Here is a 13,775-nt window from a genome sequence, read left to right as displayed (position 1 = left end):
GGGGCGTAGTCGTCGGCGTCGGAGGGCGCGACGTGCGCGCCCGAGAGTACGACGACGAGGTGGGGCGATGACCACATCAGGTGGCCGTAGGCTCTCCAAGCACGAGCGCCGTTCCCAGCTGATCGTGTTGGGGATCCGTTTGCTGGAGACCGTGCCTTTCCATGCCCTGTCGCTGGACGACGTCGCCGAGCGGGCCGGGGTGTCCCGCAGCCTGCTCTTCCATTACTTCCCCACCAAGCTGGATTACCTCACGGCGGTCGTGCGTGCAGCGGCCGACCACGTGCTGTCGCTGACCGAGATCCCGGTGGGCGCGCACGCCGAGGACAGCACGCGCGCGATCATCACGGCGTTGGTGCGCTACATCCAGCGGCGGCGGGACAACTACGTGGCGGTCCTGCGGTCCGGCAGGGCTGTGGATCCGGCGTTGGAGAAGGTCGTCGACGGCATGCACCGCACGATCAGCCTGCGGATCCTCGACAGCCTCGGGGTACACGACCCGGACCCCCTGGCGCTCGCTCTCACGCGGGCGTGGTTGGCCGGCACCGAGGAGTTGGCGTTGCTGGGTGAGGAGTCGGGGCTGCCGCAGGACACGGTGATCGATGCGGCACTGTCGACCCTGAGCTCGGTCGTGACACTGCCCGACTTCGCCGAGGAGTCCTCCGGCCACGCCTGACAGCGCATCTCGCCTGCGCCCGCGCCTGCCCCACCCACAGCCGCCCGTCGCCATGGCGTCTCGCACCCACCGCCCCACACACAGCCGCCCGTCGCCATGGCGTCTCGCACCCACCGCGGGGCAGGCGAGACGCCATCGTCAGGGGCGGCTGCCGAGGGGGCGGAATGGCGCGGGGGCGGCTGCCGAGGGGGCGGCCAGGCGCGGGAACGGCTGCCACGGGCGAGGGGGCGGAATGACGAGAGCCCCGGACCTCTCTCGAGATCCGGGGCTCTCCCCGTGGCGGTGGCGGTGGGATTTGAACCCACGGTTGGGGGTTACCCAACACAGCATTTCGAGTGCTGCACCTTCGGCCGCTCGGACACGCCACCGCCGATTAGGCTACTTCACGCATGGCCCCAGACGAAAATCGCCAGGCCAGAGGCGAGGAGTCAGCTGCTGCAACTCACTTGTCGTTGCCGGTGAGCTTGCTCGCGGCCTCGTTGGCCTTGTCCTTGAGCTTCTCGGCACCCTGCTTGATGCCGGCCTCGCCCTGGTCGGCCTGGCCCTCGGCCTGCAGGTCACGGTCTCCCGTCGCGGCGCCGGCCGACTCCTTGGCGCGGCCGCCCAGCTCCTCGGCCTTGTTCGAGAACTTGTCTCCCACTCCCATGTGGTGCTCCTCTCGATCGCGGCGCCGGGGTCCGGCACCTCTCACGACCCACGGTACGGAGATGCCGGGCCGGCCTCCACCGCGAGCGGGTCACGATCGCGTCACCGACGGGCGCCCCGCCGCGGACCCCGGCACAGCCGCCGTCATCGACGAGCGCGGAAGAAACCCTCCAGGACGGCCGCACACTCGTCCTCGAGCACACCACCCCGCACCTCTGGACGGTGCACCAGACGTCGGTCGCGGACGACGTCCCACAGCGACCCACACGCCCCGGTGCGCGGCTCCCAGGCTCCGAAGACGATGCGGCCGACCCGCGCCGCGACCGCCGCCCCCGCGCACATCGTGCAAGGCTCCAGGGTCACCACGAGACTGCAGTCCTCCAGCCGCCAACCGTCGCCCAGGACCCGCGCGGCCTCGCGGAGCGCGATCACCTCGGCGTGCGCGAACGGGTCACCGTCGGCCTCCCGCCGATTGGTGGCGGCGGCCAACTCCCGACCGTCGGGGCCCAGCACCAGCGCGCCGACGGGCACGTCCTCGGCCGGGGTACCGCCCGCCACGGCCAGGGCGCGCCTCACCAGCATCTCGTCGGCCACCCGCGCGGAGCCCCGGTGTTCGGGGTGCGCCGATCCGGGATGCGCCGGACCTGCCGGGCTCACGAGTCGGGCTGGTGCCGCTCGAACTCGTCGCCGAAGCCCATCCGCTCGGCCACCGACTGCAGCTGTTCGTCGGCGTAGAGGTCGGTCTCGGAGACGATGATCTCCAGCACCCCGGCGGGCAGTCCCATGTCGTCGAGGATCGCCATGTCGCCCTCACCCCACGGGTCGGTCTGCTCGAGCTCCTCGTCGGTCATGTCGGGCACGTCCACGTTGAGCTCGTCGAGCACATCCGCGGCGAGGTCGTAGTCCAGCGACGCGGTCGCGTCCGAGAGCATGAGCCGCATCCCGGACGGGCCCGGGCGCAGGATCACGAAGAACTCGTGGTCCACGTCGACCAACCCGAACGACGGCCCCTCCGCGCGCAGCGACCGGACCTGCCGGGCGGCGTCGTCGAGACTGGTGAGGGCGGCGTCGTCCAGACGGGTGACCTGCCAGGAACCGCCGTCCTGGACCACCCCGAGTGCGATGCCGGTGACCGAGTCGTCGTCGGAGTCGCGGGAGGTTCGGTCGGAGCTGCTGGGCATGGGCTCAACCGTAGTCTGCTGTGAGAACCTTGTCAGGTGACGGTGACGGCGGACGTGTGCGTGCTCGGGGTCGGCCTGATCGGCGGCTCACTCCTGCGGGCCCTCGGCCCCGATCGGACCTTCGGCTGGAACCGCTCCCCCGCCGGCGCCGAGGCCGCCACCGCCGCCGGTTTCGACGTCACCACGGATCTGCCCACCACACTCCGCCGGGCCGCGGAGGCGGATGCCCTCGTCGTCGTCGGCGTCCCCCTCCCCGCCCTTGAGTCGGTCCTGGGCGCGGTGGCCGAGCACGCACCCACCGTCGCCCTCACCGACGTGATCAGCGTCAAGGGCCCCGTGCTGGAGGCGGTACGACGTCACGGACTGGGGGCGCGGTTCGTCGGCGGGCACCCCATGGCCGGCACCGCCCACTCCGGCTGGGACGCAGGCGACCCCGACCTGTTCCGCGGCGCCACGTGGCTCGTCGCGGCCGACGACGACGCCGACCCCGACACCTGGGGACGGGTGGCGCGGCTCGCGCTGGACAGTGGCGCACGGGTGGTCTCGGCGACCTCCGCCGACCACGACGCGGCCGTCGCCCGGATCTCCCACCTGGGGCACGTGCTGGCCGAGGCGCTCGCGCTGGCGGGCGGTCGGGGCGGGGACCTCGCGCTCTCGTTGGCGGCAGGGTCGTTCCGCGACGGCACGCGCGTCGCCGGGACCGCGCCCGATCTGGTGCGCGCGATCTGCGAACCCAACCGGGACGCGCTGCTGGACGTGCTGGACGAGTGCCTCGCCGACCTCGGGGCCGCGCGGGCGTCGCTGGCCGAGCGGGGAACGCTGGGGCCGCTCGTCGACGACGGCCACCGCGCGCGGCGCGCCTACGAGGACGCGCAGGCCGATCGCACCGGCGGGGATCTCCGGCCGGCGGAGGTCACGCCGGGGGCGGCCGGGTGGCTCGAGGCGCTCCGCGAGGCGGGCGCCGCGGGCAGGGCGGTCAGGCTCGCCGACAGGCTCTGAAAGGCCCTTCGGCTGGCCGTTCAGGCCCTTCGGCTGGCCGTTCAGGCCCTTCGGCTGAGCCCCGGCACGTCGATGATCACGCCGTCGGCGTCGACCGTCGCGCTGGTCGACGCGGTGGCGGTGATGCCGTGGACCTGCTCGTCGTCGCTGGAGAGGGTGACCGTGTCCTCGGTGACGTCGAGTGTCAGGGAATCCACCGACAACACCCGCACGTCCTCGGAACCCGGCTGTGCGTGCAGACCCAGGCGACGGATCATGACGCTGGCGAAGAACACGCTGTAGGTGATGTCCACGTCCACCACGCCGTCGCCGCCCACGCGGGAGCGGGTGCCGGAGGAGTCCTCGAGCAGCCAGGCCCCCTCGTCGTCGCAGACCAGGTCGATCGTGCGCTCGTACTCCTCCGTGGTGAGGGTCAGCCACACCCGGCGCAGGGTCGTGTCGGCGCTGAGTCGAGCCTCGTACTCCACGGTGAAGGCGGGGTTGTCCGGGCCGGCGGCGGCGACGATCCGACCGCGGGCGCGGGTGGAATCACCCTTGGGGACGACCCTGACCTGCTCGATCAGTCTGCCGTTCTCGGATATCCACGTGTACATACGGGTGACCGAGGCACGGTGCGCTTCGGTCTGCGGCGAGGACGTCTCAGAAGCGTTCACAGCCTCCACGGTAGGAAAATCTCCACCGAAACGCACATCTGAGTCCCGTTAACCTCCTGCCCACCACCCGTCACTCGGGCGGATCCGGCTCCCGGGCGGTCCTGAGGAGGAACTGAGGGCCCACGGAGCGCTGCGGGCCCGCAGGCCCGCAGGCCGGGCTCAGCGCCGCCGCAGGTCCACCCGTGCGCGGCGCCACGGGTACAGGGTGACGTTGCGGGACCGCGGCCACTCGCGACCGCTGCCCACCGGCTCCAGGCGGTACCGCTCCAGCACCTGCCGCAGGATGACCTGGCCCTCCATCATCGCGAACGAGGCCCCGATGCAGCGGCGCGCGCCGCCGCCGAAGGGCAGCCACTCGGTCGGCGTGGGCACCTCGCCGAGGAACCTCCCCGGGTCGAAGTCACGGGGTCCGGCGTAGGTGGCCGCGGAGCGGTGGGCCAGGACGATCGACGGCGAGATCGTCACTCCCCGCGGGTAGGTCCGCCCGCCGACGGTGGCCGGCTCCTGCAGCTCCCGCATCACCATCGGCACCACCGGATGCAACCGAAGGACCTCCTTGAGCACGGCGTCGAGGTACTCCGACCCGCCCTCGGCGATCTCGGCCACACACCGGTCCTGGACGTCCGGGTGGCGGGCCAGTTCCAGCATCGACCACGCCATCGCCGTGGCCGTGGTCTCGTGCCCGGCCGCCACGAGGGTCATGAGCTGGTCGCGCAGCTCCTGGTCCGACAGTCCCTGCGCGTCGGCCGCCGAGGCGCGGACGAGCAGCGCCAGGAGGTCCCGCCGCTCGGACAGGGCCGGATCCAGGCGGGCCGCGGAGATCTCCTCACCGAGGAACTCGTGGATGGTCTCCAGGTCCCGCACCTCCCGGCTCCACGGCCACCGCCGGCGCAGCGCGGGGATCCCCAGGCCGATCATCACCACCGGGCCGGCATCGACCGCCCGGGCGACGATCGGCCGCATCTGGTCCAGGCGCGCCGAGTCCGTCACCCCGAAGACCACCCGCAGGATCACCTCGAGCGTCAGCTGGTTGAGCAGCACGTGGGCGCGGACGCGGCCCGACCGCGGCCAGTGGTCCAGCTGTTCGCGGGTGACCTCCTCGACGAGCGTGCGGTAGCCGTCGATCTCGCGCCGCCCGAACGCCGGCGCCAGCAGCCGCCGGGCGCGCGCGTGCTCGTCACCGTCCTGGAGGAGCAGCGAGTGCTCGCCGAGGAGGGGGCGGAGCAGGTCGTTGCCCTTGCCGGCGTGGAAGACCGACGGCGAGCCGGCGAACACGTCCTTGATCTGCGCGGGCTCGGACACCGCGACGACCTTGCGCCCGGCGGGCATGAGATCGAGCGTGAACGGCACCCCGTAGCGCCGGGCCGCCGCCGGGAAGACGAGGGCGGGAGCCGACAGGGCCAGCACCGCCTGCAGGATCCGCGGGAGCCGGGGGCCGGGTGGGAGCCCGTCCCGCCCGGCCCCAGCCTGCATGGTCGGGCCGGGGCCCGCGTGACCGTGTGCCGGGCCGGGGCCCGCGTGACCGTGTGTCGCCTCGCTGCGCATGCGCTCACCGTACGAGTCGGCACGCCCCCGCCGCAGCGGGATCGGTGATGCCCGGCGTCCGCCCGCGCACCCCTGCGTCACCCGCGGGTGGCCGGACGTTCACCGGTATCGCCACCTCGTCGTCGTCGATCCGGTCTAGCGTGGACCACATGGCCGTGCTCCCCGTGGACCTGGACTCGACGCCCGACGACATCGCCTCCCTCCTCGCCGTGGACGCCGCCGTCCGCGCGGCGGTGGGCCTCGACCACCACGCGCCCGCCACCGGCGCCCTGCACTGGTCGGCGGACGAGGGGATGTGGATGGCGTTGCTGCGACCGGGGCCCGGGCGCGCACTCCTCGCCGGCTGGCACCACGAGTTCTCGCTCACCGAGGGCAGCGGCACCGCCGGCGAGGCCGGCACCGACCTGGTGGGCGACGCCCCCGGCTGGTGGCGCCGCGGCGTCGAACACGCCCGCACCCACGACGCGTGCCTGGGCTTCCTGTACGGGTGGGACGGGTCACGGTGGTGGCGACTGGACCAACCCACCGACGACGGCTTCGACCCCGAACTGTTCCCGGTGACGCGGGCCGCCCTGCGCGACATCGTCGACGAACTGGCCGACGACACCCTGCTCGACGCCCCCGACCCCGATGCCGTGGAGGCACTGCTCAACGCCGGGTCCGCCCTCACCGCCGTCGAGCTCGGCGCGGTGCTCCACGCCCCCGACGGCTGGCCCGAGGTCGACCTCGACGCCGGCGCCCGCGCCGCCCGGGAGTTCCGCTCCGCGGTCCCCGCCTGATCCCCCTCCGGCACCGCACCCCGCCACATTTCTGTAACCATGGTCCGGTGAAGAGACTCGGCTACGTGGCGGTGAGACGCCTCGCGCTCGAGATCATCGGGTGGACGCTCATCGTTCTCGGCATCGCCGCACTGTTCCTCCCTGGTCCCGGGCTCCTCATGCTGTTCGCCGGGACGGTGGTGCTCTCACGGCAGTACGAGTGGTTCGACCGGCGCCTCCTGTCGATCAAGCGCGTCGCCATGGAGGGCGCCTCCCGCGGGGTCCAGTCGTGGCCCAAGATCGCCGGGTCACTGCTCGGCGTGGCCTGGCTGATCGGCCTGGGGATCTTCTGGGGGATCGGCTCGACGGTGCCGACCTGGTGGCCGCTGTCGGCCGACCTCTGGCTGATCGGCGGCTGGGGCACCGGCGGCACCCTCATCTTCTCGGGCCTCGTCGGGCTGGCGCTGCTCGTCTACGCACTGCGTCGGTTCCGCGGCAGCCCGTACGACCACGAGGCGGAGGTGGTGCACGAGCACCAGCGCCGCGAGGAGCGGCGCCGGGCGCGGGCCGCGCGGCGGCACGCCCACGCGGCGGCGCGCCGCGCCGATCCGGGCGTCACTCCAGGCTGAACCTCTCCTCGCCGCCCACCTCGACCATCCGCTGCTCCCCACGCACGCACACGCACACCGGGGTCGCGTCGATCACGCCGTCGCGGTGACGGATCACCACCTCGTCCCGCATCACCGTCACCGTGAGCGGCGATCGCAGGTAGGTCATGTTGAACGAGACCCCGTCGATCCCGCCGGGCAGATTCGGGTCGAACTGCAGCATCCCGCCCTCGACCCGCATCCCGGCGTAGAAGCGCTGCACGAGGTCGACCGTGCCGGACATGACCCCCATGTGAATGCCCTCGCGGGTGGTGCCGCCCTGGATGTCGTGCACGTCGCTGCCCAGCGCGACCTTGAACCGTTCCCAGGAACTGTCCGGGTCGAAGCGTGCGAGGACGCCCGCGTGGGTGATGTACGACAGGGTCGACCCGTGGGAGGTGCGGCGGTCGTAGTACTCGATGGTGCGCCGCGCGGCGTCGTCGGGGAACTCGTACTCGAGACGCCCGAACACCCGTCGCAGCTCGTCGTCACTGAAGAGGAAGAACAGCATCACCGCGTCGGCCTGCTTGGCCAGCTTGTACCGGTCCGGGGTGTCGCCCTCGGCCTTGAGGATCCGGTCGAGCCGCTGGATGTTGCCGTACCTGGCGCGGTATCCCTCCCAGTCCAGCTCCTCCAGCTCCTCGTAGCCCTCGAACTGGCTGATGATCCCGTCGTGGAACGGGACGAACATCTTTCGGCTCATGTCCTTCCACCGGGCGATCTCCTCGTCGCGCAGTTCGAGCCGGGCACGGACGGCACCGGCCTGGGGTGCCGGCAGCAGGTCGAGCAGGTGGGCGGCGATGTCGCAGATCCACGCCACGAAGACGTTGGTGTAGGCGTTGTTGCGCACTCCGCCCTCGGACGCGCCCGGGTACTTCTCGTGGTACTCGTCCGGCCCCATCACGCCGTGGATCTCGTACCGCTGCCGCTCGGGCGAGTAGTGTGCGATGGATGACCAGAACCGCGCGATGCCGAGCATCATCTCCGCGCCCCGGAACTCGAGGAACATCGTGTCCTCGGTGAGGGTGACGTACTGCCAGACGTTGTAGAAGATCGCGGCGCTGACGTGGCGTTGGTTGTGCGACAGGTCGATGTCCCACCGCCCGGACATCGGGTTGAGGTGGAGTTCCTGGGTCTGCTCCGTGCCGAGCGATCCGCTCTGCCACGGGAACATGAACCCCTCGTAGCCGGCCGACGCCGCCGCCACCCGCGCCTCGGACTGCCTCCGGTAGCGGTACATGAGCAGGCTGCGGGTCACGGCCGGGAGCCGGAAGGTCAGGAACGGGAAGACGAACAGCTCGTCCCAGAACACGTGGCCCCGGTAGGCCTCCCCGTTGATCCCGCGGGCGGGCACACCGGCGTCGAGGTCGGAGGTGTTGTGCGAGCACGTCTGCAGGATGTGGCTGATGTGCACCCGCAGCAGGTGCTGTGCCTCGTCGTCGCCGAACACGTGCAGGTCGCACGCCTGCCACAGCCGCTCCCACGACTCGCGGTGGTGGGCGTACGCCGCCTCGAACGGGCGAGAGCGCGACGCCGACCGCGACGCGCGCAGGAGCGTGTCCCCCGTGGCAGGGTCACGCGAGGTGAACAGGGCGACCGACTTCTCGATCGAGGTGGGGACGTCGCGCTCCAGCTCCACGTGGAGGGTCTGCTGGATGTAGTCCGCCGTCCGGAAGTCGGAGCGGGGCACGTCCCGCTCCCGGCCACCGGTCGAGACGAGGGTCCGCGCCGCGACGCCGACGTTCACCTCGGACTGCCGGGTGCGCACCTTGAGCGCCATCATCTCGGGCTGCGGGAACACCGTGCTGCCCGGCCGGAGGTGGTCGCTCTCGAGTTGCCGGTAGCGGGGCACCCCGTCGTTGGTGACGCGCCCGTCGAGCGCGCTCACGATCTCCGCCTGGCCGGACCAGTTCAGCGGCGTGATCGTCCACTCGAGGTAGGCGTGGTGCATGCTGGCCATCGACGCGAACCGTCGGCTCACCAGCTCGGTCTCCCGCCCCTCCCGGTCACGGAAGCGAATCTGGCGGGTCATCAGCGCCGAGCGCAGGTCCACCCGGTGGCGGTACTCGAGGATCTGCACCTCCGAGAGCCGCAGCACCTCGGCGCCGCCGATGCGCAGCTTGAGCGGCAGCCAGTTGGGGAGGTTGACCAGGTCCTCGTTGTGCACCGGCACGCCGCCGAGCATGGTGGTCGCGCGGTTGTAGAGGCCGTGCACGTAGGTGCCCGGGTAGTGGACCCCGTCGTTCTCCTCCCATTCGGCGGCGCCGCGGGTGGACATGTACCCGTTGCCGGTCGAGGTGAGGGTCTCGCGCAGGCCCTCCTCACCGGGGTCGAACCCGTCGTAGGACAGCGAGAAGGCGTCGTCCTGCCCGCCCGGGGAGGCTGCACGTCCGGCCTGTGAGGTGGTCACACGCCCGACCCTAACCAGTCCGTCGGCTCCTCGGCGGCGGTCCGGCCGGACGGCTCGGCGAGATCGTCATCCCGCCGAGACCCGCCCCGCGCGGGTCTACGATATGATCTACGTCACAGTCGGGACGGTTCGGGGCCGCGCCGCGATCCCTCTTGTCGACCGTCTCCGTCCGACAGGGGTTCATCATGACCGTTCAGCTCATCGAGATCACCGAGGACGTCGCCGACCGGCTCCAGGTCCTCACCACACCGACGGCCTGTCAGGTCGGCGATGCGCGCATGATCATCATCGATCTGCTCGGTTCCGGGCCGTCGTGGCCGTTGTCCGTCCTGGTCGACCACGTCTGCACCTCCTACGAGGCCCCGGACGGCGAGCGTCTCATGGTCGACCTGCGCGACCGCGAGGGCCTGGCCGACCACCTCCTGCGTGACGAGCCCGCCCTGCGCCACGTGACGTGGGTCCGCGCCACGCGCCAGGCACTGCGCGAGTTGACCGACGCCGGCGAGGTGGTGTGGAGCATGCCCTCCGACGACCCGGATGAGGTCGACCACCCGGAGGTCGAAATACTGATGTCCGGTGCGCAGCCGCGCGCCTTCCGCGTCTACGTCGGCGATCCGCTGCCCGACGGCTCGGTCTCCTTGCGGTAGCGGACGGCCACCGCGAGCATCACCGCGCCGACGGCGATGAACGACAGCACGCGGAACAGTCCCGGCAGGGTGGCCAGGTCGAGCAGGAGCAACTTCGCCAGCGCGAGGGAGCCCAGGACGAACCCGAGTCGACGCGCATCGGCGACGCGCGGGTTCGCGGTGAGGACGAGCCAGGCTGCGCAGCAGATCCACAGCACCGTCACCACCAGGTGTGCGGCGAGGAACCCGTTCCGGGCCACCCCGGTGAGGTCGCCGATCACGACGCCGGCCGCGACCACCATCACCGAGAATGCCGCCAGGGCAACGACGGCGCCCACCATCATCACGCGCGTCGCCGCCTCACGGGGCAGGCGGCGGCGCGCCCACCACGTCACGGCGACCGCCAGCACCGTGATGGCGAACGCGGAGACCACGTCCCAGTAGGTGAACTCGCGGACCGCGAGCCGTTCGCTCAGCGCGAGGTGCGGTTGGTTGACGGCCGCGTAGACGAGCACGGCGATCACGGAGGCGGCCACGGCCACCAGGTCCACCCAGCGTCGTCCCCACAGGCCGGCGGCCACGACGTAGGCCAGGGCGCTCAGGGTCAGCGCGAAGCCGGTGAGCTCGCGCCCTCCCAGTTCGACCCACGTCAGTAGCAGGAGCGCGCTCCCGACGAACCCCGTGACCGCGGCCAGCAGCACGTGCGCCCTGTCGCGGCCGGTACGGCCGGCGAGAACCGCGACGGCGAGGTAGGCGGCGGCGAGGGCCAGTCCGACGGGCCAGCCGGGCCGGAGGAGGTGGGTGGCCGGCAGGAGGGCGAGGGGCAGGGCGGTGGGGACGACGACGAGGGCGGCATTGGCGAGTGCCGGGCGCCGGCGGGCGGTGTCGAACCAGGCCACCCCGACGCCCACGGCGGCGAAGACGAGCGCGGTCGCGATCAGTGCGATCTGTTCGCCGCGGCTGTGGAGTGCGGCCTGCGAGAGGTAGCCGGCCAGCAGGAACCCGGGTAGGACGGACCACACCACGCGGACGGCCGCCCCGAGTTCGGCGGCGAGTACCGCGGTGGCGATGCCGACGATCGCGACGAAGATCGGCAGCTCGACACCGGTGGAGATGAGGGGCGCCAGGAGCATCGTGCCGGCCGAGACCAGGCAGGCCAGCAGCCCGGAGGACCAGCGCCCCGCGAGTGCCATCCCTCCGAGGGCGAGCCCGCCCACGAACATGTACGCGGCCGGGACGGGGATCCACAGGTAGAGCGTGGTGCTGGCGATGACGTCGAGCATCGCCGCGGCCAGGCCCGTGCCGACCAGGGCCAGTGCGCCGGGGTTGACCGGGGTGCCGTCGGGGTCGGAGGCGGCCCGGGGGTCGGTGTGGGCCGTGGGGTCGGTGATGGCGGCGTCGTGGCGGGACTGCAGTCGCAGGCCGAGGCCGACGAGCACCACCGCCAGGACCGCGGCGGCGACGACCCGCGCGAGCGGCGGGAACAACCCCGCCTGGATTGCCACGACCAGCAGAAACGCGATGCCGGCGAGCATGACCGACCCGCCGATCGCGGCGATGACGGTGGCGGCCGTGATGCGCGGCCTCCGCCGCGGCGACTGGCGCGGCGCCGCGTCCCACGGTTGCCGCCACGGCCGGTCGGCCTGTTGCCACGGCCGGTCGGGGTGCGCGGGCCGATCGGGGTGCGCGGGCGGCGGCCCGTACCGCCCCGCGGGGTCGTCCTGTCCGGGTGGCCGCCAGGGCCCGCCCGGACGTGCCGGGGCGGGCACAGGCTGCGAGGGAGCGCCAGCCGGGGCCGGGGCGCCAAACGGGGCCGGCGTCACCGGGTGCGGCGTCCCCTGAGGCGGCGCGCCCGCACGCCACGGCGACTCCGCTGGCGACTCCCCCGGCGACTGTCCGCCCACCGCCGGACCGGACTGTCGGGCGAGTGCCGACAACCCGGCCCGGACCTCCCCGACCTCTGCGGTGATGCGTCCGAGACGGGCGTCGAGGTCGGCGAGGGCGCGCTGCAAGTCGGACTGCTGGGGGTTCACCCCTGAATCATCTACCGCTCCGTTGCCAGCGTCCATGCCCCTCTCCCCTGACACCTCGACACGGAGCGCCGTCCCGGACTAACGACTCCGCCCGCCGGGCCGATAGATCAGAATGAGCTACGGGCCCGGACGGAGCAGGCATGAGTGAGAACATCATCGGCGTCGAGGGCGGAACCCCGATGCACTTCATCTCCGAGGGCGGCACCCTCTCTTGGCACCACCAGTCGGCCGAGACCGAGGAGACCACAGCGTGGTGTGGCGAGGTCGTGGACGTCGATACCAGCGCGGTCACTGCGTGGGAGCCGATCTCCCTCAAGGGAACACTGTCCTGCCCCCGGTGCGGTCTGGCCGGCGGGGTCCTCGAGGGCACGTTCATCCGCGTCTTCCGGCAGGAACCGGGCCAGACCCGGGCTGAGGCATTGGCGGCCTACCACAGGTACCGCCTGGGGCCTCGCAGGATCTGGTCCCCGAGCGACCCCCGATCCCCGGGGGCCACACGCTGGTCCGTCAGCGCGCGGGGCCGGGAGGGACGGGTTCATATCCAGGATCCGCCCGAGAACATGGATCCAGACCAGACCGAGGAGTTCGCGAAAACGCTCCTGGCAGCGGCCGAGCAACTACGCGCGTGGAAGGCAGGCGTCGATCGATAGCCGCTCGAGTTCGCGTGACCCGATACCCGGGTAGCCGTGGCAGATGTCCCGCCACTGCGCCGGCACGGCCGACGCACCCCAGCGCGCGCCCAGCAGGCCCCCGGCGATGGCGGCGACCGTATCGGTGTCGCCTCCGATCCCGATCGCCGTGACCAGTGTGTCGGCGAGGTGCCGCCCGGGATAGGCGGCGGGGATCGGCGTGTGGTGGATCGCCGACCACGCGGCCTGCAGCGCGGCCACCACCCAGCCGTTGCGGCGGAACCGTTCGGGCGGCCCCTGTTCGGCCTCGTCGATGCAGGCCTCCCAGTACTCCCGGTCCGGCCCGTCGAGGTGCGCCAGTCCGCCGCGGAGGTCCAGAACCTGCTCCCGCACGGCGCGGTCGATGGCCGACGACCACAGGACGCACGCCTGGGCGGTGCGCGGGTCGGAGTGGGTCAGGTCGCTCACGGCCGTGGCTGCCCGGACGATCGCCCCGGTGTCGCCGAGGTGGGCCAGGGCGACGGGTGCGGTGCGCATGAGGGAACCGTTGCCCGCGGAGTGGTGACTCCGCCTGAAGTGCTCCTCGGCCGCCTCCCGCGCGGCGGCGGCCGTCGGCGCGGGCCCCGCGGCCCGCAGGACCGCGGCGGTCTGGTTGCCGATGTCCGGCGGGCCGGAGTCGTACCACCGCCCGAAGTTGCGGGTGACCTCCGAGAGCGCCTCGTCCGTGAGCAGGCCCCCACCCCTGGCGGCCACGTCGAGCACGCACCACGCCATGGACGTGTCGTCGGTCCACTGTCCGGGCGCGAACCCGCCCAGTCCGCCGCCGATCATCTGCGGCCCCTCGGGACCGAGCGGCGCGGAGCCGTACTCGTATCCGGCGCCGAGGGCGTCCCCCACGGCGGTACCGAGCATCACCCCGGCGACCCGGTCGTCCCACCCCCGGTCTCCACTGCCCGTCATCACGCCACCTTCCCTC

The 13,775-nt window shown here is 72.3% G+C and carries 15 protein-coding genes and 1 tRNA gene; 6 read left to right on the top strand and 10 right to left on the bottom strand.

The annotated features are described in order from the left end of the window. The first annotated feature begins 67 nt into the window (after positions 1–67). Positions 68–673, top strand: coding sequence for a TetR/AcrR family transcriptional regulator (locus OVA21_RS18470; protein ID WP_069388830.1), 606 nt, complete (start codon positions 68–70; stop codon positions 671–673). A gap of 277 nt (positions 674–950) precedes the next feature. Here the strand turns inward: OVA21_RS18470 and OVA21_RS18465 are convergent. The 4 genes from OVA21_RS18465 to OVA21_RS18450 all read right to left on the bottom strand — a co-directional run bounded on the left by OVA21_RS18465 (position 951) and on the right by OVA21_RS18450 (position 2,499). Beyond that, positions 951–1,041 (bottom strand) — tRNA-Ser (locus OVA21_RS18465). 74 nt (positions 1,042–1,115) lie between these two features. After that, positions 1,116–1,319 carry a CsbD family protein gene (locus OVA21_RS18460; protein WP_067714680.1) on the bottom strand — a complete coding sequence of 68 codons (204 nt, stop codon included), beginning with the start codon at positions 1,317–1,319 and terminating at the stop codon, positions 1,116–1,118. 143 nt (positions 1,320–1,462) lie between these two features. Beyond that, on the bottom strand, positions 1,463–1,900 hold the full coding sequence (locus tag OVA21_RS18455) for a nucleoside deaminase (protein WP_268093187.1): 438 nt from the start codon (positions 1,898–1,900) through the stop codon (positions 1,463–1,465). Between the two features lie 71 nt (positions 1,901–1,971). Next, a complete protein-coding gene (locus OVA21_RS18450; RefSeq protein ID WP_067714683.1) occupies positions 1,972–2,499 on the bottom strand; it encodes a tRNA adenosine deaminase-associated protein in 528 nt (175 codons plus the stop codon). A 36-nt stretch (positions 2,500–2,535) separates the two neighbouring features. Between OVA21_RS18450 and OVA21_RS18445 the strand changes: the two genes are divergently transcribed. After that, positions 2,536–3,498 (top strand): prephenate dehydrogenase, encoded by a 963-nt coding sequence (locus OVA21_RS18445; protein ID WP_268093056.1) that lies wholly within the window; start codon positions 2,536–2,538, stop codon positions 3,496–3,498. A gap of 41 nt (positions 3,499–3,539) precedes the next feature. On the opposite strand, the gene OVA21_RS18440 is transcribed toward OVA21_RS18445, so the two are convergent. From OVA21_RS18440 to OVA21_RS18430, 3 genes are all read right to left on the bottom strand, one after another. Further along, positions 3,540–4,151, bottom strand: coding sequence for a putative glycolipid-binding domain-containing protein (locus tag OVA21_RS18440; RefSeq protein ID WP_268093055.1), 612 nt, complete (start codon positions 4,149–4,151; stop codon positions 3,540–3,542). Positions 4,152–4,310: 159 nt separating this feature from the next. Next, positions 4,311–5,696, bottom strand: a complete 1,386-nt coding sequence (locus tag OVA21_RS18435; protein ID WP_268093054.1) for a cytochrome P450 — start codon at positions 5,694–5,696, stop codon at positions 4,311–4,313. Between the two features lie 4 nt (positions 5,697–5,700). Further along, a complete protein-coding gene (locus tag OVA21_RS18430; RefSeq protein ID WP_268093053.1) occupies positions 5,701–5,847 on the bottom strand; it encodes a hypothetical protein in 147 nt (48 codons plus the stop codon). On the opposite strand from OVA21_RS18430, the gene OVA21_RS18425 reads away from it, so the two are divergent. Then, the gene (locus tag OVA21_RS18425; RefSeq protein WP_268093052.1) at positions 5,846–6,475 is read left to right on the top strand and encodes a hypothetical protein; all 630 of its coding nucleotides are present in this window, start codon (positions 5,846–5,848) and stop codon (positions 6,473–6,475) included. The two genes, OVA21_RS18430 and OVA21_RS18425, sit on opposite strands and share 2 nt — an antisense overlap. A gap of 47 nt (positions 6,476–6,522) precedes the next feature. Beyond that, positions 6,523–7,083, top strand: coding sequence for a PGPGW domain-containing protein (locus tag OVA21_RS18420; RefSeq protein ID WP_163375347.1), 561 nt, complete (start codon positions 6,523–6,525; stop codon positions 7,081–7,083). On the opposite strand, the gene OVA21_RS18415 is transcribed toward OVA21_RS18420, so the two are convergent. Continuing rightward, positions 7,070–9,511, bottom strand: coding sequence for a glycoside hydrolase family 65 protein (locus tag OVA21_RS18415; protein ID WP_268093051.1), 2,442 nt, complete (start codon positions 9,509–9,511; stop codon positions 7,070–7,072). The genes OVA21_RS18420 and OVA21_RS18415 overlap by 14 nt on opposite strands. 185 nt (positions 9,512–9,696) lie before the next feature. Between OVA21_RS18415 and OVA21_RS18410 the strand changes: the two genes are divergently transcribed. Continuing rightward, complete coding sequence (locus tag OVA21_RS18410) at positions 9,697–10,158, top strand: hypothetical protein (RefSeq protein WP_268093050.1); 462 nt, start codon at positions 9,697–9,699, stop codon at positions 10,156–10,158. On the opposite strand, the gene OVA21_RS18405 is transcribed toward OVA21_RS18410, so the two are convergent. Next, positions 10,113–12,170, bottom strand: a complete 2,058-nt coding sequence (locus OVA21_RS18405) for a DUF2339 domain-containing protein (protein WP_268093049.1) — start codon at positions 12,168–12,170, stop codon at positions 10,113–10,115. The genes OVA21_RS18410 and OVA21_RS18405 overlap by 46 nt on opposite strands. A gap of 140 nt (positions 12,171–12,310) precedes the next feature. On the opposite strand from OVA21_RS18405, the gene OVA21_RS18400 reads away from it, so the two are divergent. Further along, the gene (locus tag OVA21_RS18400; RefSeq protein WP_069389682.1) at positions 12,311–12,820 is read left to right on the top strand and encodes a CopD family protein; all 510 of its coding nucleotides are present in this window, start codon (positions 12,311–12,313) and stop codon (positions 12,818–12,820) included. Here the strand turns inward: OVA21_RS18400 and OVA21_RS18395 are convergent. Beyond that, on the bottom strand, positions 12,788–13,759 hold the full coding sequence (locus tag OVA21_RS18395; RefSeq protein WP_268093048.1) for an ADP-ribosylglycohydrolase family protein: 972 nt from the start codon (positions 13,757–13,759) through the stop codon (positions 12,788–12,790). The two genes, OVA21_RS18400 and OVA21_RS18395, sit on opposite strands and share 33 nt — an antisense overlap. Positions 13,760–13,775: the final 16 nt, after the last annotated feature.

The sequence above is a fragment of the Dietzia sp. SL131 genome (genome assembly GCF_026672565.1).
GTDB classification, from domain to species: Bacteria; Actinomycetota; Actinomycetes; order Mycobacteriales; family Mycobacteriaceae; genus Dietzia; species Dietzia kunjamensis.
Note: the sequence above shows the minus strand (reverse complement) of the source record. Positions and strands in the feature narration are given on the sequence as shown.

Bases quoted from the DNA above. Each gene is read 5' to 3' on its own strand.
- OVA21_RS18410 (WP_268093050.1), top strand. From the start codon at position 9,697: ATGACCGTTCAGCTCATCGAGATCACCGAGGACGTCGCCGACCGGCTC.
- OVA21_RS18435 (WP_268093054.1), bottom strand. From the start codon at position 5,696: ATGCGCAGCGAGGCGACACACGGTCACGCGGGCCCCGGCCCGGCACAC.
- OVA21_RS18450 (WP_067714683.1), bottom strand. From the start codon at position 2,499: ATGCCCAGCAGCTCCGACCGAACCTCCCGCGACTCCGACGACGACTCG.
- OVA21_RS18425 (WP_268093052.1), top strand. From the start codon at position 5,846: ATGGCCGTGCTCCCCGTGGACCTGGACTCGACGCCCGACGACATCGCC.
- OVA21_RS18470 (WP_069388830.1), top strand. From the start codon at position 68: ATGACCACATCAGGTGGCCGTAGGCTCTCCAAGCACGAGCGCCGTTCC.
- OVA21_RS18455 (WP_268093187.1), bottom strand. From the start codon at position 1,900: ATGCTGGTGAGGCGCGCCCTGGCCGTGGCGGGCGGTACCCCGGCCGAG.
- OVA21_RS18400 (WP_069389682.1), top strand. From the start codon at position 12,311: ATGAGTGAGAACATCATCGGCGTCGAGGGCGGAACCCCGATGCACTTC.
- OVA21_RS18395 (WP_268093048.1), bottom strand. From the start codon at position 13,759: ATGACGGGCAGTGGAGACCGGGGGTGGGACGACCGGGTCGCCGGGGTG.
- OVA21_RS18430 (WP_268093053.1), bottom strand. From the start codon at position 5,847: ATGTGGTCCACGCTAGACCGGATCGACGACGACGAGGTGGCGATACCG.
- OVA21_RS18460 (WP_067714680.1), bottom strand. From the start codon at position 1,319: ATGGGAGTGGGAGACAAGTTCTCGAACAAGGCCGAGGAGCTGGGCGGC.